The organism is Pseudalkalibacillus sp. JSM 102089, assembly GCF_041366475.1.
GTDB classification, from domain to species: domain Bacteria; phylum Bacillota; class Bacilli; order Bacillales; family Guptibacillaceae; genus Guptibacillus; species Guptibacillus hwajinpoensis_B.
In genome coordinates, this window is record NZ_JBEWYW010000005.1 from 224,369 (window position 1) to 244,755 (window position 20,387).

General features: G+C 39.2%; 20 protein-coding genes. 16 read left to right on the forward strand and 4 right to left on the reverse strand.

The features are described from left to right. Nucleotides 1-60 precede the first annotated feature (60 nt). The 3 genes from ABVF21_RS13600 to ABVF21_RS13610 all read right to left on the reverse strand — a co-directional run bounded on the left by ABVF21_RS13600 (nt 61) and on the right by ABVF21_RS13610 (nt 1,187). Nucleotides 61-252, reverse strand: coding sequence for a hypothetical protein (locus tag ABVF21_RS13600; protein ID WP_224883341.1), 192 nt, complete (start codon nt 250-252; stop codon nt 61-63). A 96-nt stretch (nt 253-348) separates the two neighbouring features. Further along, the gene (gene ytrI, locus ABVF21_RS13605) at nt 349-855 is read right to left on the reverse strand and encodes a sporulation membrane protein YtrI (protein ID WP_371018359.1); all 507 of its coding nucleotides are present in this window, start codon (nt 853-855) and stop codon (nt 349-351) included. Then, nucleotides 852-1,187, reverse strand: a complete 336-nt coding sequence (locus ABVF21_RS13610; RefSeq protein ID WP_194219635.1) for a YtrH family sporulation protein — start codon at nt 1,185-1,187, stop codon at nt 852-854. The genes ytrI and ABVF21_RS13610 overlap by 4 nt, the downstream gene beginning before the upstream one ends. A gap of 216 nt (nt 1,188-1,403) precedes the next feature. On the opposite strand from ABVF21_RS13610, the gene ABVF21_RS13615 reads away from it, so the two are divergent. From ABVF21_RS13615 to ABVF21_RS13665, 11 genes are all read left to right on the forward strand, one after another. Then, complete coding sequence (locus ABVF21_RS13615) at nt 1,404-4,757, forward strand: DNA polymerase III subunit alpha (protein WP_371018360.1); 3,354 nt, start codon at nt 1,404-1,406, stop codon at nt 4,755-4,757. A gap of 124 nt (nt 4,758-4,881) precedes the next feature. Then, nucleotides 4,882-6,126, forward strand: coding sequence for an NAD(P)-dependent malic enzyme (locus ABVF21_RS13620; RefSeq protein WP_194219295.1), 1,245 nt, complete (start codon nt 4,882-4,884; stop codon nt 6,124-6,126). A 170-nt stretch (nt 6,127-6,296) separates the two neighbouring features. Then, on the forward strand, nt 6,297-6,944 hold the full coding sequence (locus tag ABVF21_RS13625) for a FadR/GntR family transcriptional regulator (RefSeq protein ID WP_371018361.1): 648 nt from the start codon (nt 6,297-6,299) through the stop codon (nt 6,942-6,944). 36 nt (nt 6,945-6,980) lie between these two features. After that, nucleotides 6,981-7,838 (forward strand): acetyl-CoA carboxylase, carboxyltransferase subunit beta, encoded by an 858-nt coding sequence (gene accD, locus ABVF21_RS13630; RefSeq protein ID WP_371018362.1) that lies wholly within the window; start codon nt 6,981-6,983, stop codon nt 7,836-7,838. After that, nucleotides 7,838-8,815 (forward strand): acetyl-CoA carboxylase carboxyl transferase subunit alpha, encoded by a 978-nt coding sequence (accA, locus tag ABVF21_RS13635; protein ID WP_303532151.1) that lies wholly within the window; start codon nt 7,838-7,840, stop codon nt 8,813-8,815. The genes accD and accA overlap by 1 nt, the downstream gene beginning before the upstream one ends. Nucleotides 8,816-8,930: 115 nt before the next feature. Beyond that, nucleotides 8,931-9,890 carry a 6-phosphofructokinase gene (gene pfkA / locus ABVF21_RS13640; protein WP_226614638.1) on the forward strand — a complete coding sequence of 320 codons (960 nt, stop codon included), beginning with the start codon at nt 8,931-8,933 and terminating at the stop codon, nt 9,888-9,890. Between the two features lie 123 nt (nt 9,891-10,013). After that, nucleotides 10,014-11,768, forward strand: a complete 1,755-nt coding sequence (pyk, locus tag ABVF21_RS13645; protein ID WP_194219300.1) for a pyruvate kinase — start codon at nt 10,014-10,016, stop codon at nt 11,766-11,768. 180 nt (nt 11,769-11,948) lie between these two features. Further along, on the forward strand, nt 11,949-12,341 hold the full coding sequence (locus ABVF21_RS13650; protein WP_194219301.1) for an FxsA family protein: 393 nt from the start codon (nt 11,949-11,951) through the stop codon (nt 12,339-12,341). Nucleotides 12,342-12,590: 249 nt separating this feature from the next. Further along, the gene (locus ABVF21_RS13655) at nt 12,591-13,025 is read left to right on the forward strand and encodes a MarR family winged helix-turn-helix transcriptional regulator (protein ID WP_303532147.1); all 435 of its coding nucleotides are present in this window, start codon (nt 12,591-12,593) and stop codon (nt 13,023-13,025) included. 27 nt (nt 13,026-13,052) lie between these two features. After that, nucleotides 13,053-13,688 (forward strand): nitroreductase family protein, encoded by a 636-nt coding sequence (locus tag ABVF21_RS13660; protein WP_371018363.1) that lies wholly within the window; start codon nt 13,053-13,055, stop codon nt 13,686-13,688. Nucleotides 13,689-13,718: 30 nt separating this feature from the next. Then, nucleotides 13,719-14,015, forward strand: a complete 297-nt coding sequence (locus ABVF21_RS13665) for a putative quinol monooxygenase (RefSeq protein WP_371018364.1) — start codon at nt 13,719-13,721, stop codon at nt 14,013-14,015. A 199-nt stretch (nt 14,016-14,214) separates the two neighbouring features. On the opposite strand, the gene ytvI is transcribed toward ABVF21_RS13665, so the two are convergent. Beyond that, nucleotides 14,215-15,324 (reverse strand): sporulation integral membrane protein YtvI, encoded by a 1,110-nt coding sequence (gene ytvI / locus ABVF21_RS13670; protein ID WP_371018365.1) that lies wholly within the window; start codon nt 15,322-15,324, stop codon nt 14,215-14,217. Between the two features lie 138 nt (nt 15,325-15,462). Between ytvI and ABVF21_RS13675 the strand changes: the two genes are divergently transcribed. From ABVF21_RS13675 to ABVF21_RS13695, 5 genes are all read left to right on the forward strand, one after another. Next, nucleotides 15,463-15,930: a DUF441 domain-containing protein gene (locus ABVF21_RS13675; RefSeq protein ID WP_306558417.1), complete on the forward strand. Its 468-nt coding sequence runs from the start codon at nt 15,463-15,465 to the stop codon at nt 15,928-15,930. A 254-nt stretch (nt 15,931-16,184) separates the two neighbouring features. Continuing rightward, nucleotides 16,185-17,300: a citrate synthase gene (gene citZ, locus ABVF21_RS13680; protein ID WP_303532142.1), complete on the forward strand. Its 1,116-nt coding sequence runs from the start codon at nt 16,185-16,187 to the stop codon at nt 17,298-17,300. A gap of 73 nt (nt 17,301-17,373) precedes the next feature. Further along, nucleotides 17,374-18,645: an NADP-dependent isocitrate dehydrogenase gene (icd, locus tag ABVF21_RS13685; protein WP_371018366.1), complete on the forward strand. Its 1,272-nt coding sequence runs from the start codon at nt 17,374-17,376 to the stop codon at nt 18,643-18,645. Between the two features lie 47 nt (nt 18,646-18,692). After that, on the forward strand, nt 18,693-19,631 hold the full coding sequence (mdh, locus tag ABVF21_RS13690) for a malate dehydrogenase (protein ID WP_283153889.1): 939 nt from the start codon (nt 18,693-18,695) through the stop codon (nt 19,629-19,631). 86 nt (nt 19,632-19,717) lie between these two features. Further along, a complete protein-coding gene (locus tag ABVF21_RS13695; RefSeq protein WP_303532139.1) occupies nt 19,718-20,197 on the forward strand; it encodes a MaoC family dehydratase in 480 nt (159 codons plus the stop codon). Nucleotides 20,198-20,387 lie beyond the last annotated feature (190 nt).

Sequence of the window (20,387 nt, forward strand, 5' to 3'; positions counted from 1 at the left end):
CAAACTAAAAGACCGGTGTCTCCTTTATTGAGAGAGCGCCGGTCTTTGTTGTTACCACATTTACATTTGATCATGTGATTTAGGTATAAACCATGAACCAAAGCTTGTCACGTCTTCGTGCACGTCGATGTTAAGTGATTGCAATTCCTTTTTAATTAGAGCAGTCATTTCGTGTGACTCTGCGTAAGCGGATCGCCCATTCATTAAATCAGCAATTTTCGCTCTCGCGATTTGTTTGCGATCAATAACCATCGCGCCACCTCCAAATTTTCTATACTCTTATCATATACTACACCTATGAAAATTGCGACTTGTCTGACAAAAGGTCACAAAATAGTTTTATTTTCGCTATTGAACGAGTTCAATTGTAAGCACCACCTCGACTGTTGTCCAAAGAATAAATTGCTTCACTTTAAAACCATATTTAATATTGTCAATCATAAGCGTTTTGTTTTCGAGGGATTGAATGATAAAACTTCTAGTTCTAGAAATCGCTCCGAGATCCTTGTTGAGAAGATCATTTAATTCGGTTTGAATTTCTTTCTTTAATTCGTGGCGCGTTAATGAGTTTAATGGTAGGTCATTATTTTTCTCGAAAGTGACTTCGATTTTTTTGACCAGAAGAGTTTTTTCGATTTCTTTATTATTATAATTTTCTTGATCATCGAGCAATGTTTGATTTTGGGTTTTTAGGTCCGAGATTTCAATTTTTTGTTCTTTAATTGTTGTAATCTGCTTTTCGTACATAATGCCGAAAAGCATCAGAAAGAATAACCACCCAAAGATAACTCCTACAGAAAGACCTGCAAGAAATCGTTGCCATCCTTTTCTAGAATAAATTTGCGGAACTCTCATAAGGAAGAGCGTTCCTGAGTAAGCCAGTTAATGATCTCCATACCTGCCTGCGCCCCGCCAAGCGCACAGAAAATCCATAAAAATTGACGCATGATTTCATCTGGTGAACCACTGAGAAAACTTCTTTCCATGTTATTTATCGTATCAAATGTTCCGCCAATTGCTGCGGCAATCGCCCAGATTTTTAATCTTTGTGCAACGATATAGATCCAGTGTAGTGGTGGCTCACCAGAAAGGAATGCCCCGATTCCTCCGATAATTGACCCTCCAACAATCACACCAAATGCAACGAAAAAAGCGATAATTAATGTTACGAGCGTTACTCTCTCCATTTTGATTCCTTCTTTCGTATCAAATTTCATGAAGTAACTTATTCTTTACAATACATAAAAAGCTGAAGAAAAAGTGTGTGATTATAAATCAGCCTATTTTTCGCTTTTAGTACAGCCTATGCAATTAGGAGAGAGGGATATGCTTGATAATGTTTGTTTGAGAAGGTGGAAGTATTTATAATAGAAAGTAATAGCAAATTGAGAGTGGGATTATATATGGAATTTGTGCATCTTCGTGTTTACAGTGAATATAGTCTGCTAGATAGCCCAAGTCGAATTGAATCACTTGTTGAATCTGCAATACAAAAAGGATTTCAGTCTATGGCTCTGACAGATAAAGGAACAATGTATGGGACAATTCCATTCTATAAAGCATGTCAAGCAAAGGGAATCAAGCCAATAATTGGACTAGAGGTAAGCGTGGGGAATGAGTCTTCTCTCCATCAGCGGGACCAACAGTTGGATAACCTTGTTCTACTTGCTGTTAATACGGTAGGTTATGAGAACTTATTGAATATCAGTACGCAAATGCAAAGTACAGGGGGGCCAAATCCATACATAGATAAAACAAATTTATTTGAAAGATCAGATGGTCTCATCGCCTTATCTGGGACCCTTCATAGTGAAATTGGAAAAGCCCTTCTTTATGAAGAAGAGACGGTCGCCTTACAAATGGCAATGGAGTATCAACGCGTTTTCAAAGAGGGATTCTATCTCGAAATGCAGGATCATTCTCTTAGAGAAGAAAGACACCTTAACTTGTTAATTTCCAAGCTTGCCAATAAAGCGAACATTCCATTAACCGTTTCAAATGCGGTTCACTATATTAATCAAGAAGATGGGGAAGCACATGATTGCTTAAGGTGTATTGATACAGGGCAACGTTATGAAGAGAAAGACAAGGTGGCCTTACCTAATCATGAATATTATTTAACCTCTGAGGAAGAAATGAGAGAGCGGTTTAGGGGTTATGAGGAAGCTCTTGCAAACACAACTAAGATCGCCGCAAGATGTTCTGTCGAACTGAATTTTGAGCAAACGCACTTACCCGTTTATCCAGTTCCTGACGGAAAATCGGCTTTTGAGTTTTTGAAGGAGATATGTATAAACCATTTAGCTGAACGGTATCACGATCCAGGTATACATGTGACGGACCGGTTAGATTACGAACTTACAATTATCAATGAGATGGGATTTAATGATTATTTCCTAATTGTTTGGGATTTCATGAAATATGCTCATGATCATCATATGATTACAGGTCCGGGGAGAGGATCGGCGGCTGGCTCTCTCGTTGCTTACTTATTGCATATAACTGATGTGGATCCTATCGAACACAACCTTCTATTTGAGCGCTTCTTGAATCCAGAACGAGTTACGATGCCAGATATTGACATCGACTTCCCTGATGTAAGAAGAGATGAGGTCATTGAATACGTTTACGAGAAATACGGACATGACCGCGTAGCCCAAATCGTAACGTTCGGTACGCTTGCTGCAAAAGCTGCAATTCGTGACGTTGGAAAAGTGTTAGAAGTAGACACGAAGCTTCTGGATGCGATGTCTAAAGCAGTCCCTTCAAGACCTGGAAGGACGTTGAAACAGGCAAAAGAAGAGTCAAAAGCACTCAGGGAGCTCATATCATCTACCTCTGAAGGAAAACAGGTTTTTGACATAGCAAGTACGATTGAAGGGCTACCACGTCATACATCAACACATGCCGCAGGAATTGTTATTTCAGCTGAGCCGCTTACGAAACATGTGCCTTTACTTGGTGGTCATCATATTAGTTTGACGCAGTTTCCCATGAACGATTTAGAAGAAGTAGGTCTATTGAAAATGGACTTTCTTGGACTTCGAAATTTAACTTTAATTGAAGGGATATTAAATGATATTGAAAGTGAAACAGGCGTGCGCCCTTCGCTTTCTACTATTCCAATGGATGATCAACCTACCTTCTCACTGCTGCAAAAAGCTGACACAACAGGTGTTTTTCAACTTGAATCTGATGGCATGCGTCAAGTGTTGAGGAGGTTGAAGCCGACTGAATTTGAAGATATTGTTGCTGTTAATGCTTTATATAGGCCGGGTCCAATGGAAAACATTCCGCTCTTCATTTCAGGTAAACATAAAGAACGTTCAATTGATTATCTCCATCCAGATCTTGAACCAATTCTAAAATCAACTTATGGAGTTATCGTGTATCAAGAGCAAATCATGCAAATTGCATCAAAATTAGCAGGTTTTTCTCTTGGAGAAGCGGATTTATTAAGAAGGGCCGTATCTAAGAAGAAGCGTGAAGTTCTTGAATCTGAAAGAGAGCATTTCGTTAGTGGTTGTCTTGCAAAGGGATATCCTAAAGAAACTGCTATTAAAGTATATGAGTACATTGTCCGTTTTGCAGATTACGGATTTAATCGGAGTCACGCAGTAGCTTATAGCGTGATTGCTTATCAACTAGCTTATTTAAAAGCTAACTATTCACGTTACTTCTTTTCGAGTCTATTAACTTCTGCAATCGGAAATCAAGATAGACTTGCTATGTATTTATCAGAAGCAAGACAGAAAGGCATAACGGTTCTTCCGCCGTCAATCAACAAAAGCAAAGAAACCTTCACTGTTGAAAATGAGGCCTTGAGATTCGGTTTACTTCCTGTAAAAAATGTAGGTAAAAATGCTATAGAAGAAATCTTGGATAAGAGGAATCACTTTTATAAAAGCCTTTTTGATTTATGCGCAAGAATTTCACTGAGAATAGTAAATAAGCGTGCACTTGAATCGTTGATCTTTGCTGGTACGATGGATGAGTTCGGGGTAAGTCGTTCCTCTATGCTCGCTTCACTCGAAGGGGCCATGAACTATGGGTCTGAACAAAATGGACAAACAGGTTTTTTTGAAGATGGTGAGGCTGAACCAGTTTACGAGAGCGTTCCCCCTTTTGATGAAAAAGAAATGCTTGCTTTCGAGAAAGAAGCAATTGGGTTTTATTTAACAGCCCATCCTCTTGATCCCTATTTAGAGAATTTGAAGGGATACGTAAGAGATGTTACGAGGGAAGCAATCACTGCTTCAGATCGAGCCCCATTAAGGTTAGCTGTAGAGGTATTGAAGGTCAGAAGTATTCGCACGAAGAAAGGACAAATGATGGCTTTTCTAACGTTTGGTGATGAAACGGGAGAAATAGAAGGAGTCGCTTTTCCTGATGTTTGGGAACAAATGGAGAGTCTTTTATCGAAAGGGCAATTTCTTTACGTTGATGGTGTAGGGCAGAAACGAAATGATCAAACGAATATTATTATTTCTCGAGTGATGAAGCTAAGTGATGTTCAGCCAAAGAAAGAGAAGAAAACCTTATTTCTGAAAGTTGAGCCTCACCATATAAGTATGCTAAGTGAAGTGAAGGAAGTGCTTCGTAACTATGAGGGTGATGCAGAGGTCGTAGTTTATTATAGTGAAACAGATAAAACCGTAAAGCTTGGTAAAGAATGGCTGGTAAACCCTGATACTGACTGTCTTCAAGCCTTGAAAAAATTACTTGGTGAAAACAATGTTGTGAAAAAGCCTCAATGAAAATCTTTACAGCTAATGGTGATTTGTTATAATGGTGAAAATAGAGTGGTCTGACCACTGCCCAATTGTACTAGGGAAATTGTTAACATCATCTAATGCTTCTGAAAAAAGGAGAGTGGGTTTATTGTCCATTACGAGAGAAGAAGCTCTACATATTCACAGAGTGAGACAAGGAAAACTAGAATCTAAATCAAAGGTGCCGGTTCGAAACGCTACGGATTTAAGTCTAGCTTATTCACCAGGTGTTGCAGAGCCTTGTAAAGAAATTTATGATGACAAGAATAAAGTATATGAATATACGATGAAAGGAAACATGGTTGCCGTCGTATCCGATGGCACAGCCGTTCTTGGACTTGGAAATATTGGGCCGGAGGCAGCACTTCCTGTAATGGAAGGGAAAGCAGTGCTTTTCAAAAGTTTTGCTGGTGTTGATGCATTTCCTATTTGCTTAAATACGACAGATGTTGATCAAATTGTGCAGACAGTAAAGTTAATGGAACCTACTTTTGGTGGTATTAACCTTGAAGATATTGCTGCCCCTAATTGCTTTGTTATCGAAGAAAGATTAAAAAAAGAAACAAATATCCCTATTTTCCATGATGATCAACACGGCACTGCCATTGTTACGGTAGCAGGGCTTGTCAATGCTTTGAAACTATCAGGTAAGAAAATGAGTGAAATTAAAGTAGTTATCAATGGTGCTGGAGCTGCAGGTATCGCCATTATTAAGCTTTTGAATCGTTTTGGTGTCAAGGATATCATTATGTGTGATTCGAAAGGTGCTATATACGAAGGCCGTTCTTATGGAATGAACGACGTGAAGGCAGAAGTTGCGAAGTATACAAATCGTGACAAAGCAGAAGGATCACTGAAAGAAGTTATTTCAGGAACAGATGTTTTCATTGGGGTTTCAGTTGAGGGAGCACTGACAAGAGAAATGGTCGAATCTATGAATGATGATCCAACTATTTTTGCAATGGCTAACCCTAATCCTGAAATCATGCCAAATGATGCAAGAGAAGCGGGAGCTAAGGTCATTGGTACTGGGCGATCAGATTTCCCAAATCAAATAAATAATGTTCTAGCGTTTCCTGGAATTTTCCGAGGCGCACTTGATGTTAGAGCAACTCATATTAACGAAGATATGAAGGTCGCTGCTGTCCATGCTATTGCAGAACTTGTTGCTGAAGAAGATTTGAGCGCTGATTACGTTATTCCCGCACCGTTTGATCCACGAGTAGCACCTGCTGTTGCTGCTAGTGTAGCGAAAGCTGCGATGGAGACGGGTGTGGCTCGTATAAACGTAGATCCTGAAGCAGTTAAAGAAAAGACACGTGCTCTCGCTATTATTGAAGAAGATAACGAGTAAGTGGGGAAGAGCTTGACTTTCTCACTTTTTTCTTGCATTTTATTTATGGAGAACATGAAAAACAGCTTATCTTCTGAACATTTATTTTGGTTAAGAGGCATTCACGGTTCCAAACCGCAATTGTCTACTGTTACTATTTGTTTTCAGTCAGGAAAGGGTGTTGATTTCCCATGACGAGTCAGGGGAAAGTTTATCAGAATATCCTTCAGAAAATAAAAGCGATTATTTATAACGATTGTTTACAAACCGGTGATAAGCTCCCTTCGGAAAGGGAGCTTTCTGAGCGCTTAAATGCAGGAAGATCTTCCGTAAGAGAAGCGTTAAGATCAATGGAAATGCTTGGTCTAATTGAAACTCGTCGAGGAGAAGGGACATTTATTGCAAATGCTAGAGATCATCGACTTGTAGAAGTCATTGCCTCCTTCATTCTAAAAGATACAAAGTCTAAAGAAGATCTGTTAGAAACTAGAAGGTTAATTGAAAAAGATATTCTAAGGGTGGCTTGTGATCGAATCTCAGATGAATATCTTGATCGATTAAGAACTATGATGGAATATAAGGACAACTCTTCCGGTCGAAATATTTTTTCAACTGAATTTGATACAGCTTTCTTCCGAGTTATTGTTTCATCAACTCATAATCATCTACTCATGAGGTTATGGGGAGAGCTTGCAGATTACCATCAGACAATTTGGCACCAGTTAACTTTCCGTCCTAAAGAGTATTATGAATCCATGATTGATGCATTGACTTCTAGGAATAAGGAAAGTGCCATTTGTTTATTTGACACGTATGAAATAAAAAAAACGGAAGAATAGCAAATATGTTTGATATTGTGAAAGGGATGGTCAACTTTGTTAAAAGATCTATTCAACAAGAAGAAGAAGTATGCGACGGTTCCCTCAGATAAAATAAAACAAGATGTACCTGAAGGCATTATGACAAAGTGTCCAGGGTGTAAAAGTATTATTTATACGAAAGAGCTGGAAAAATCGCATAAGGTTTGTGTGAAATGTGGGTATCACCATCAAATGTCAGCCCCTGAAAGGTTAAAGGATACGCTTGATGCAGGTTCTTTTACAGAACTGGATGCTGATATGATTTCAGAAAACCCGCTCTCTTTTCCCGATTATGTTGAGCGTTTGGAAAAGGATCAAAAGAAATCCTCATTGAATGAAGCGGTTGTAACGGGTGAAGGAACAATATATGGCTACCGAACAGCTATTGCAGTAATGGATGCACGTTTTCGAATGGGAAGCATGGGTTCAGTGGTAGGAGAAAAAATCACTAGAGCGATTGAGCATGCGCATAAAGAAAAAATTCCGTTTATTGTCTTTACTGCCTCAGGCGGTGCTCGAATGCAAGAGGGTGTTTTGAGTTTGATGCAAATGGCGAAATCCAGCGTTGCGCTTAAAAGGTTTAGCGATGACGGAGGACTATTCATTTCTATAATGACACATCCTACAACTGGTGGTGTATCAGCGAGTTTTGCTTCTGTAGGCGATTTTAATTTCGCTGAACCTAAGGCTTTGATTGGCTTCGCTGGTAGACGAATTATTGAGCAAACGATTCGTGAAGATCTTCCAGAAGATTTTCAAACGGCTGAATTTCTCCTTCATCATGGTCAGTTGGATCGGGTGATACATCGAGCTGATATGAAGAAGATACTCGGTCAGGTACTAATGATTCATGGAAATGGAGGTGAAGAATAATGGCACAGAGACTTGATTTTGAACGACCTCTCCAGGAGTTAGAAGATAAAATTACTGAATTACATTCTTTCATGGAAGAAAAGAATGTGGATCTTAATGATGAAGTTTCTCGTCTTCAAAAAAGACTTTCAAAAATGGAAGAAGAAATTTATGAGAATTTAACAGCGTGGAACCGTGTCCAATTGGCTAGACATCCTGAACGTCCCACAACTTCTGATTATATCGAGCGTATATTTGAGAACTTTCTTGAATTGCATGGTGATCGACTGTTTGGTGATGACGAAGCGATTGTAGGTGGTATCGCAACCTTTGAAGGAAAACCTGTTACGGTTATCGGCCATCAGCGTGGTAAAGATACAAAAGAGAATCTTAAACGGAATTTTGGTATGCCACATCCTGAAGGCTATCGTAAAGCGCTTCGTCTCATGAAACAAGCTGAAAAATTTCAACGTCCCGTTATTTTTCTTCTAGATACTAAAGGAGCGTTTCCTGGTAAGGCAGCGGAAGAAAGAGGACAAAGTGAAGCGATTGCACGAAACCTGATTGAAATGGCGGGACTAACCGTTCCTATCATTTGCATTGTTATAGGAGAAGGTGCGAGTGGAGGAGCGTTAGCGATTGGTGTAGGTAATCACGTGCACATGCTTGAAAATTCATGGTATTCCGTTATTTCTCCTGAAGGAGCTGCGGCCTTGTTGTGGAAAGATTCTAGTTTAGCTCAGCAGGCTGCTGATACTATGAAAATCACGGCGCCAGATTTGAAAGAACTAAATGTCATAGATGAGATTATCCCTGAAGTAAAGGGAGGGGCTCATCGCAATATGGAAGAACAGGCGAAAGCGATTCAATCGGCCCTTGTCAAATCACTTGAAGAACTGACACAACTTTCCAAACAGGAGCTTGTGAATCAACGCTATGAAAAATACAGAAATATTGGACAATATACGTTTGTAACCGATACCATTGGCTTAAAATAAGGAAAGTGCTTTCTCGTTATAGAGAAAGCACTTTTTTGCGATGAAGCTTAGCTATTGTATTCAACGACCGTATTTGATATTTTAATAACACAAAGAATTAATGAGGTGAACAGTTATGAAACGTATTGGTGTACTAACCAGCGGAGGAGACTCACCAGGAATGAACGCTGCTATTCGAGCTGTCGTTCGAAAAGCAATCTACCATGATATTGAAGTTTATGGGATCTACCACGGATATACCGGGTTGATTAATGGAAATATAGAGAAAATGGAAATCGGTTCTGTAGCTGATATTATCCATCGTGGCGGTACAATGCTATATTCTGCTCGCTGCCCTGAATTTAAGACACTTGAAGGTCAACTGAAGGGTGTAGAGAACTTAAAGAAATTTGGTATTGAGGGTCTAGTTGTAATCGGAGGAGATGGATCCTACCGTGGAGCTCAGAAATTAACTGGTCATGGCTTCCCGACGATTGGAATTCCAGGAACGATTGATAATGACATCCCAGGAACAGACTTTACGATTGGTTTCGATACAGCACTAAATACAGTTATTCAAGCTATTGATAAAATTCGTGATACGGCGACATCTCATGAGCGTACATATGTGATCGAGGTAATGGGACGTGACGCAGGAGATATCGCTCTTTGGTCAGGACTTGCTGACGGTGCTGAATCAATCCTCATTCCTGAGGAGAAGTTCGAGTTGTCAGATATTTTGAGTCGTCTGAAGCGCGGCCATGATCGCGGAAAACGTCACAGTATTATTGTTGTTGCTGAAGGTGTTGGAAGTGGTGTTGAAATTGGGAAACAAATCCAAGAAGAAATGAACATGGAAACACGTGTAACCGTTCTTGGTCACGTTCAACGTGGTGGTTCACCAACTGCTTCGGACCGAGTTCTAGCAAGCCGTCTTGGAGCACGTGCTGTTGAACTTCTACTTGAAGGAGCAGAAGGGCGAACAGTTGGTATTCAGAACAACCAAATTGTTGATATGGATATTAACGAAGCACTCGCTCTGCCACATGAAGTCAATCAAAAAATGTGTCAGCTTGCAAAGGAATTATCTATTTAAAAGACGTTAAGTGGTTCACCCCTTTAAACTTAAGGGGTGTATCGTAATGTCCGAAAATATTACATAACATAGTTGTTATGAAGAAAACTAATTGAAGCATAGCTTTTAGGAGGAGACAGACCCATGCGCAAAACTAAGATTGTCTGTACGATTGGACCAGCAAGTGAAAATGAACAAACTTTAGAAAAATTGATTAATGCAGGGATGAACGTTGCTCGTTTAAATTTCTCACATGGTGATTTTGAAGAACACGGTAATCGTATTAAATCAATCCGTGCAGTTGCTGAAAAGCTAGGAAAAAACGTTGCGATCCTTTTAGATACAAAAGGCCCAGAAATCCGTACGAACAATATGGAGAACGGTGGAATCGATCTTGAAGCTGGTCAACAGCTTATCGTTTCTATGGAAGAAGTACTTGGTACAACTGAGAAAATCTCTGTCACATATCCTGAACTTGTTAATGATGTTCACGTTGGATCTAAGATACTACTTGATGATGGATTGATTGAACTTGAAGTAAAGCAAATTGAGAAGAATGAACTTTATACTGAGGTTCTAAATAATGGAACATTGAAAAACAAAAAAGGTGTTAACGTACCTAACGTGAGCGTTAACCTTCCTGGTATTACAGATAAGGATGCTGCAGATATTGAATTCGGTATTGAACAGGGTGTAGATTTTATTGCTGCGTCATTCGTTCGTCGAGTATCCGATGTTCTTGATATCCGTAAACTTCTTGAGAAGCATAAAGCAACTGACATTCAAATTATCCCTAAGATTGAAAACCGTGAAGGTGTTGATAACATCGATTCCATCCTTGAAATTTCAGATGGTTTAATGGTTGCTCGCGGTGATCTAGGTGTTGAAATTCCTGCTGAAGAAGTACCTCTTGTACAAAAGCAGCTTATTAAAAAGTGTAATGCACTTGGAAAGCCTGTTATTACTGCAACACAAATGCTTGATTCTATGCAGCGTAATCCTCGTCCAACTCGTGCGGAAGCGAGTGACGTTGCCAATGCTATTCTTGATGGCACAGATGCAATCATGCTTTCAGGTGAAACAGCGGCAGGATCTTATCCGGTAGAAGCTGTTCAAACTATGCATAACATTGCTTCTTATACTGAAAAATCATTGAACTTCCGTGAGCTTCTTTCTGTAAGAAGTAAAGAAACAGAAACAAATACAACAAATGCGATTAGTGAATCAGTAGCTCACACAGCTTACAACTTAAATGTGCCAGCAATTATTACAGCTACTGAGAGCGGACATACAGCGCGTATGATTGCTAAATACCGTCCGAAGGCACCGATTGTAGCTGTAACAAATACGGCTAGCGTTTGCCGCAAGCTTGCTCTTGTATGGGGCGTTCATGCACAAGAAGGACACAAAGTATCAACAACAGACGAAATGCTAGAAGTTGCAGTTGACGCTTCAATCCAGTCTGGAATTGTAAATCACGGAGATACAGTTGTTATTACTGCTGGTGTTCCAGTTGGAGAATCTGGTACAACGAACTTGATGAAAGTTCACGTTATCGGTGATATTCTTGCAAAAGCTCAAGGAATTGGGAAAACATCTATTTCAGGAAGAATCGCTATCGCAAAAAATGCTCAAGAGGCGATTGATAAAGCAGATGGAAACACAATTCTAGTTACAATTGGCTCTGATAAAGATATGGTTCCTGCTCTAGAGAAGGCAGCAGGGCTTATTACAGAAGAAGGCGGACTTACTTGCCATGCTGCAGTTGTAGGTCTTAGTCTTGGACTCCCTGTCGTAGTTGGTCTTGAAAATGCGACACAACTATTCGAAGAAGGTCAACAAGTAACACTTGATGCAACGACTGGAATTATTTACAACGGGAAAGCAAGCATTCTATAAGCAAGATTGAAACTTTTAAAAGGCTGTCGAGAAAATCGACAGCCTTTATTATTTAACTTATTTTGGGTATTCTTTACTGGGGATTAGGTTAATGGTGCAATTGAGTTCGAAAATTATTTTAAATCACGTATAATAGTGTTAACGGGACAATTTCCCGATTATGATTGAGGGAGCTATGTCATGTTTCGTATTTTGTTGCTTTTTATTATTATCGTTCCAGCTCTAGAGATCGCTTTGTTACTTCTGTCAGGAAGAACACTGGGACTTATTCCGACAGTATTATTGATTATTGGTACAGGGATTCTAGGAGCGTGGCTTGCGCGTAAAGAAGGGGCAGAAACGATCCAAAAGGTTAACAGACAAATGCAATCAGGCCAGATGCCTGGAGATGCTATTCTAGATGGTCTATGCATACTCGTAGGTGGTGTCGTTCTACTCACACCAGGCTTCATCACAGATGCAACAGGATTTTTACTTCTCATCCCGGCAACGAGAAAACCTTTTAAGAGATGGATTAAGAAATTCCTTGAACGTCGAATGAATAATGGTCAGTTTATGTTTATTAGAAGGTAAAAATTCTGCCTTAGAAACGTATAATGAAATGTCATTAAGGAGCTTGAATACATATTCAAGCTCCTTTTCTAGTGGAAGAAATAAAGTGTGATTTGACATTGTATAAACAAGTAAATTACATTAATTGATAGGTCAATGATTGACCTATCAATTAATTAAGGTTATATTGTTGACATCAAGGAACTCATCTAGTATATTAGTTGATGAGTCAACGATTGACCCATCAACTGATTGAAGGAGGAGGATGCGTTGAAGAATTCTTGTTCAAATGAAGGCGAAATTTTATATCAGTTAAATGATATTTACAAGCAAATGAGCCCTAAATTCGAACGATGCACCGGCATCAGTCAGTCTCGCTTAGAGCTCCTGCATAAATTGTTTGAGGTTGATGAAATTAGCCAAACAGCATTGCAGAAAGAAGTGAATATTGATAGCGCTGCTGTAACGAGACATTTAAAGCAGTTGGAAGTGAAAAAAATGGTTGCTCGTCGTAAAAATCCAGATGATAACCGGTTTACCTTCGTGAGGTTAACAGAAGAAGGCAGAGATCGAATTGCATCTTTTCGGAAAGAGAAAGAGCAATTCATTCAAAAGGTACTAAAAGATTTTACTGAGCAGGAACAATCAGAATTATCGAATATGCTTAACCGTATTCAAAATAACATTAAAGAAATTCAATACTAACTAGAAAAGTACTAAGGAGAATTAACGATGAATGCAACGAAAATTAATGACTTTAACGAAATTATAACAGGGCGCCGCTCAATCCGCCATTATGATCCATCCGTGAAAATAAGTAAAGAAGAGATGACTGAAATACTAACTGAAGCAACACTCGCACCCTCTTCAGTGAACCTTCAACCATGGCGTTTTGTCGTTATTGATAGCGAAGAAGGAAAGGCGACATTAGCACCACTTGCTAAATTCAACCAGTCTCAAGTTGAGACTTCTTCAGCAATCATTGCCGTTTTTGTTGATATGAACAGCTTGGACTATGCTGATGAAATTTATGACACTGCTGTACAAAAAGGATATATGCCTGCAGAAGTTAGAGATCAGCAGCTTCCAGCGATTAAAGGGTTGTTAGAAGGCATGTCAACAGAACAGTTTAGAGAAATGAACATCATTGATGGTGGTTTGGTATCCATGCAGTTAATGCTTGCTGCACGTGCACACGGTTATGACACCAATCCAATTGGAGGATATGAGAAAGCTCAAATCGCTGAAGCTTACGGTATGGATAAAGAGCGTTACTACCCAGTTATGTTGCTTTCAATTGGTAAAGCAGCAAATGAAGGCTACAAATCTGTACGCTTACCTGTTGAATCGATTGCAGAGTGGAAATAAAAAATAAAAATTGAAAAGAGGAAATGAACAATGATTATTATTCATGCAGGATTACAAATTAACCCGGCTAAAGAAGAAGAATTTCTTAAAGAAGTGACAACTTTGATTGAAGCGGCTAGAAATGAAGAAGGTAACATTTCTTATACACTTTCAAAAGAAGTTGAAAAAGAGAACACTTATAAAATGATTGAAGCTTATAAAGATATGGCTGCAGTCGAAGCGCATAACCAAAGTGCTCATTTTCAAACTTTTGTAGGTAAAGCACCAGAATATCTAGTTGCACCTTTAGAAGTTAAACTTTATGACGCTACTGAGATACAAAAATAATAATTAGTAGATAGCGACAAGCTTTCGACTGTAGCGTGGGAGCAACGTCCAAATGAGACGTTGCTCCCATGCTTTTTTGGCTTCTATTATTAAAGGGGATTTGATATAGCCGCTCAGACCGATTTTTCTCTTTGTGATTCATCCAATTGGTTTCGAGAGAACCCTGTACGAACCACTAAAGTGATCAGTGTAATTAGACTCATGCTCCTTTGATAAAACCCCAAATGTCCTTAAAAACATTTGCATGATAAAGAGTTTTTAGTACAACGAGAAGAACTGGGCCGATGATTAGACCAATGAACCCAAATAGTTGGAAGCCTACAAATAGAGCAATCAATGTTGCGAGAGGATCAAGTCCAATATTCGATGATAGCACTTTAGGCTCCATGACTTGCCGCTGAATCACGACAACTCCATAGAGAATAGAAAGTCCTATGGTCAACCCGTAGTTTCCGATTAAAAAGGAATAAATCATCCATGGCACGAAAATTGCGCCTGTACCAAGGTATGGTAGTAAATCGACAAGGCCAATGATAATCGCTATGGTAATAGCATAATCTACCCTTAAAATAAAAAGACCAACTAAAACAATGATCGCTGTCATTGAAATAAGGGTAAGCTGTGCTTTCAAAAAGCCAAATAGAGCGCGTCTTAAGTCAATATAAACGGTGCTAATACTTTCTTGGATATCAGTTCTTACTTTTAATTTCATCCAATTTATGAACTTATACCAGTCTTTACTAATAAAGAAAGTGGCAAGCATAGAAAAGACCAAAACTGTTAGGATCGTAGGTAAGCTGACGATAAACGAGCGTATTCCTTCAACAAGAGATTGAAGTATATTCGTAAGAGTAGTTGTAATGGTTGTTCCAATGGATTGGATATTATCGAGTACAGTGGTTTGTTGATCTTTGTTCAAATCCTTAAATAATTCTTCAAGCTGATAATAAAGTGGCATGACGTGAGACACGAAAAGATCTTCTATGAATAAGACAATTTCCTGGAAATTTCCTGGTAATACATTTGCGATATATACAACGCCTTGTACAACTTCATTTACTAGCAGAGCAATAAAGGCTGCAAGGACTCCGACAAGGAATAGAATTGATAGGGCTACAGCGAGCGGTCTCGGTATTTTCGCTCTGTTTTCTAATAAATCTACGAGAGGGTTAATTAGAAAAGCGAGCAGCAGAGCGATGACAAATGGATAAGCAAGATGCCAGATATAATAAAAGGAGATTAGAGAAACAATAATAAGAAGAATGACAAGTAGAAAGCGTAAGATTCTATGTATGTACTTCCAATTCATTTGAATCCCCCTTATGTCTTTCCTATATTTTACACCGGTTACTTCGTGACAATCAATTGGGGATTGAGGTGATCCGTGCTTAAATTCATAAAATTTGTTATACTATAAGAGTTCTGTTAGTGTGAAAGAGGGAGTTATATGACAATTATTTCACAGCCTACCATCTTTTTGCTTATCTTACTTGGGATCGCACTTGTAGCGAAGAATAGCTCACTGATCATTGCGGTAGTTGTTTTATTACTAATCAAAGCAGTGGGATTAGGGGATAAAGTGTTTCCGATATTTCAATCCAAAGGCATTTCATGGGGCGTAACGATTATAACCATTGCCGTACTCGTGCCAATTGCTAGTGGTGAAATAGGGTTTAAGCAACTAGGAGAAGCTGTCAAATCTTCCTATGCCTGGATTGCGATGGGGGCAGGAGTGTTTGTAGCCATCATAGCTTCAAAAGGCATCGTCTTACTTCAGAATGATCCGCATATTACGACAGCACTTGTGTTTGGTACTATTCTTGCAGTGGCCGTTTTTCAAGGGATTGCTGTAGGGCCATTAATAGGAGCTGGAATTGCCTACATGGCTATGAAAATTGTCGAACTTTTTAACTGAACAACTGTTCAGGAAGGGATGTTTGTGCATTATTTATTTGATTATCAATTCAGATTTTCGGCATATGAGAAAAAAAGGAATTGATGAAATTATGCATATTCATTCACAAATATCAGAGAATTGTTTATAATGAGAACTGACGCACCAACTTGTACATAGGTTCTTATTTTTTTTGGAGCGTTTTAAAAGCGTTATCAAAGCAGAATTTTTAGAAAATATCAAAGCCAATAATATGGAAAAGGAGAGGGAGACGTATGACGACTACACGCGGATTAGAAGGCGTAGTTGCAACAACATCATCGATTAGTTCTATCGTTAATGATGTCTTAACATACAGAGGATATAACATCGATGACCTCGCTGAGAATGCTAGTTTTGAAGAAGTAATTTATCTTTTGTGGAATGATAAACTTCCAAATAAGACAGAACTTGAGGAATTTACAGCTGATTTTGCCAAAAATGCAGCTATTCCTGAAGAAATCGTTGCTCAAATGAAGTCTTATCCAAGTGATCAAGTACATCCGATGGCAGCTCTTCGTACTGCTGTTTCTACACTTGCTTTATATGACGAAGAAGCAGATGATATGAGTGAAGAAGCGAATTATCGTAAGGCGATTCGTCTTCAAGCTAAAATACCTACTGTTGTAACCGCTTTTTCCCGGGTTCGTGAAGGAAAAGATCCAATAGAACCTAAGAAAGATCTAAGCTTTGCTGCTAACTTTTTATACACATTAACTGGTGAGCTTCCGGAAGATGTGGCTGTGACAGCTATCAATAAAGCCCTAGTCCTTCATGCAGACCATGAACTGAACGCTTCCACTTTTACCGCTCGCGTATGTGTAGCTACTTTATCTGATATGTATTCAGGTGTCACAGCAGCGATTGGTGCTCTTAAGGGACCTCTTCACGGTGGGGCAAATGAACGCGTGATGGCTATGTTAAGTGAAATTGGAAGCGTTGATAATGTCGAACCTTATTTGCAAAATGCATTTGATAACAAAGAAAAGATCATGGGCTTTGGACATCGCGTTTACAAGACAGGTGACCCGCGTGCGAAGCATTTACGAGAGATGTCACGTCAGTTAACTGATCTTACAGGTGAAACAAAATGGTATGAGATGTCAACGAAGATGGAAGAAATCGTTACAAGTGAGAAAGGTCTTCCACCAAATGTAGATTTCTATTCAGCTTCTGTTTACCATAGTCTTGGCATTGATCATGACCTGTTCACGCCACTTTTTGCAGTGAGTAGAGTTTCTGGTTGGATTGCTCATATCCTAGAGCAATATAGTAATAATCGCCTCATTCGTCCGCGCGCAGAATATATTGGTTCAACGAATCAGACATATGTAAAAGTAGAAGACAGATAGAAGAAAACTCAGGGAGGATCATTTCTTCCCTGTTTAGCTAACATAAAAGTTATTTCAATAGGAGGAATACAGAATGGCAAATGGAGAGAAGATTACTGTAAATAATGGTGTACTAAATGTTCCAGATCACGCAATTATTCCGTATATTGAAGGAGATGGGACTGGTCCTGATATTTGGGCAGCTGCTTCTAAAGTTATCGAAGGTGCCGTTGACAAAGCTTACGGAGGAAAGAAGAAAATTGTATGGAAAGAAGTATATGCAGGTCAAAAAGCCTACGATAAAACAGGTGAATGGCTACCAGCAGCTACTCTTGATGCAATTCGTGAATACATAATTGCAATTAAAGGGCCACTTACAACACCTGTAGGAGGAGGCATTCGTTCTCTTAACGTTGCACTTCGTCAAGAACTTGATTTATTTACTTGTCTTCGTCCAGTTCGTTATTTTAAAGGAGTTCCTTCTCCAGTAAAACGCCCTGAAGATACAGATATGGTTATTTTCCGAGAAAATACAGAAGATATCTATGCTGGAATCGAGTTCCAAAAAGGATCAGATGAAGTGAAAAAAGTGATTTCATTCCTTCAAGATGAAATGGGTGCAAAAAACATTCGTTTCCCTGAAACTTCAGGTATTGGTATTAAGCCAGTTTCTGAAGAAGGAACGAAGCGTCTTGTTCGCGCAGCGATTCAATACGCTCTTGATGAAGGTCGTAGAAATGTAACGCTTGTTCATAAAGGGAACATCATGAAGTTCACAGAAGGCGCATTTAAAAACTGGGGCTATGAAGTGGCTGAACAAGAATTTGGAGGTAAAGTCTTTACTTGGGCTGAATACGATCGTATCGTTGAAGAAAAAGGTAAGGATGCTGCGAACGAAGCTCAATCTAAAGCAGAAGGTGAAGGCAAACTCATCGTGAAAGATGCGATTGCGGACATTTTCTTGCAACAAATTCTTACTCGTCCAGCTGAGTTCGACGTTGTCGCTACAATGAACCTTAACGGTGATTATGTATCGGATGCTCTTGCAGCGCAAGTTGGTGGAATTGGGATTGCTCCAGGAGCCAATATCAACTATGAAACTGGTCATGCTATTTTTGAAGCAACGCATGGTACAGCTCCAAAATATGCTGGTCTTGATAAAGTGAATCCGTCATCTGTTATTCTCTCAGGCGTTCTTATGCTTGAGCACATTGGATGGAATGAAGCAGCTAAGCTAGTTCTGGATTCCATGGAAAAATCAATTGCGAATAAAGTTGTAACATATGACTTTGCGCGACTAATGGACGGCGCAACAGAAGTGAAAACATCTGAATTTGGTGATGAACTAATCAACAATATGGACTAATTCCACAGACCACCAATTTTGAACTGGATTAAAGGAGTGGCTATTAAATGACAATGAAACGTAAGAAAGTTTCCGTAATTGGTGCAGGATTTACAGGTGCAACGACGGCTTTTCTACTAGCTCAAAAAGAACTTGCTGATGTAGTACTTGTAGATATCCCGAATCAAGAAGGTCCGACAAAAGGAAAAGCTCTTGATATGTTTGAAGCAAGCCCAGTTCAAGGATTTGACTCTAAAATCACAGGGACTTCAAGCTATGAAGATACAGCTGATTCAGATATTGTCGTTATCACTGCTGGAATTGCAAGAAAACCAGGGATGAGTCGCGATGATCTTGTGAATACTAATGCCAAAATCATGAAGAGCGTTACTCAAGAAATCGTAAAGTATTCTCCTGAAACGACAATAGTTGTTCTAACAAATCCTGTAGATGCCATGACGTATACGGTGTTTAAGGAGTCAGGTCTCCCTAAAAACCGTGTCATTGGGCAATCAGGCATTCTTGATTCTGCACGATTCCGCTCATTTATTGCTGAAGAATTAAATCTTTCTGTGAAAGATATTACCGGTTTCGTACTTGGTGGTCATGGTGATGATATGGTACCACTTGTTCGCTATTCATTTGCTGGGGGCATACCACTTCAGAGCCTTATTTCTGAAGACCGACTTAATGAAATTGTAGAACGTACACGCAAAGGTGGCGGGGAAATTGTGAGCCTGCTTGGAAATGGTAGTGCTTATTATGCTCCTGCTGCATCTCTTGTTGAGATGGTTGAAGCCATTTTAAAAGATCAACGTCGTGTGCTACCTACAATCGCTTATCTTGAGGGTGAATATGGCTATGATGGTCTATACCTTGGTGTGCCAACAATACTTGGCGGTGGTGGGATTGAAGACATCATCGAATTAGATTTAACAGACGAAGAAAAGAAAGAGCTGGATAAATCAGCTGAATCTGTTCGTAAAGTTATGACGGTATTAGGTTAATAAAGCCAATAAAGTAGATCCGGTTTTAACCGGATCTCTTTTACAACATTACGAGAAAGCGCTTTCTTATATAAGGTGGGGTAGCTATGCTTTTAGGAAAAAAACGAAAAATCGGGCGGATGATTGAAGAAATTTCTGTTGGAGAAAAGCTTGAGGTATCAGAAAAGATAGAGGATCGAGATCTTCTTCTCTACCTTGGAATTTCTAATGATAACAATCCTCTATTCATTCAGCATGATTATGCCTCCATGACGCCTTTTAAAAAGCCGATTGTTCCGCAAATTATGCTTCTTGCTATCGTAACAGGTGCTATTTCTAAATATTTGCCAGGACCTGGAAGTAGTCTTAAAAAACATGACGTAATATATGAAAACCCGGTGCATCATTATGAGACGATTCACTTCAAGTTTGAAGTCACAAACGTGTCTAAAGAAGCACATGAAGTCGTCATAAATGTTAAGGGTGTAAACGAATCAGAGAATTCCATTTTAGACGGAACTTTCACTGTCAGCCCTCCATATCCTGCTAAACCATTAACAAAGTCAACTTCATTTGATAATTTTTAGAGCCCATTTTGGGCTCTTTTTTTGTTACGAACTTTCATACGTATGGAAAACGGTTAATACCGTGGATAGCTTAAGTTTTTCTTTTGCCTTTGTGAAAAAAATAGTATGATGAAGGTATTCAGGCTAAAATAAAGAAAACCGCCTGGTATAAGAATCGGTATTGATGAATGGGGAAATTCGTTAGGGGGAT

Excerpts from the sequence above, each read along its gene's own strand:
- ABVF21_RS13600 (WP_224883341.1), bottom strand. The coding sequence starts at position 252 with ATGGTTATTGATCGCAAACAAATCGCGAGAGCGAAAATTGCTGATTTA.
- ytrI (WP_371018359.1), bottom strand. The coding sequence starts at position 855 with ATGAGAGTTCCGCAAATTTATTCTAGAAAAGGATGGCAACGATTTCTT.
- ABVF21_RS13610 (WP_194219635.1), bottom strand. The coding sequence starts at position 1,187 with ATGGAGAGAGTAACGCTCGTAACATTAATTATCGCTTTTTTCGTTGCA.
- ABVF21_RS13615 (WP_371018360.1), top strand. The coding sequence starts at position 1,404 with ATGGAATTTGTGCATCTTCGTGTTTACAGTGAATATAGTCTGCTAGAT.
- ABVF21_RS13625 (WP_371018361.1), top strand. The coding sequence starts at position 6,297 with ATGACGAGTCAGGGGAAAGTTTATCAGAATATCCTTCAGAAAATAAAA.
- accA (WP_303532151.1), top strand. The coding sequence starts at position 7,838 with ATGGCACAGAGACTTGATTTTGAACGACCTCTCCAGGAGTTAGAAGAT.
- pfkA (WP_226614638.1), top strand. The coding sequence starts at position 8,931 with ATGAAACGTATTGGTGTACTAACCAGCGGAGGAGACTCACCAGGAATG.
- pyk (WP_194219300.1), top strand. The coding sequence starts at position 10,014 with ATGCGCAAAACTAAGATTGTCTGTACGATTGGACCAGCAAGTGAAAAT.
- ABVF21_RS13650 (WP_194219301.1), top strand. The coding sequence starts at position 11,949 with ATGTTTCGTATTTTGTTGCTTTTTATTATTATCGTTCCAGCTCTAGAG.
- ABVF21_RS13660 (WP_371018363.1), top strand. The coding sequence starts at position 13,053 with ATGAATGCAACGAAAATTAATGACTTTAACGAAATTATAACAGGGCGC.
- ABVF21_RS13665 (WP_371018364.1), top strand. The coding sequence starts at position 13,719 with ATGATTATTATTCATGCAGGATTACAAATTAACCCGGCTAAAGAAGAA.
- ytvI (WP_371018365.1), bottom strand. The coding sequence starts at position 15,324 with ATGAATTGGAAGTACATACATAGAATCTTACGCTTTCTACTTGTCATT.
- ABVF21_RS13675 (WP_306558417.1), top strand. The coding sequence starts at position 15,463 with ATGACAATTATTTCACAGCCTACCATCTTTTTGCTTATCTTACTTGGG.
- citZ (WP_303532142.1), top strand. The coding sequence starts at position 16,185 with ATGACGACTACACGCGGATTAGAAGGCGTAGTTGCAACAACATCATCG.
- icd (WP_371018366.1), top strand. The coding sequence starts at position 17,374 with ATGGCAAATGGAGAGAAGATTACTGTAAATAATGGTGTACTAAATGTT.
- mdh (WP_283153889.1), top strand. The coding sequence starts at position 18,693 with ATGACAATGAAACGTAAGAAAGTTTCCGTAATTGGTGCAGGATTTACA.
- ABVF21_RS13695 (WP_303532139.1), top strand. The coding sequence starts at position 19,718 with ATGCTTTTAGGAAAAAAACGAAAAATCGGGCGGATGATTGAAGAAATT.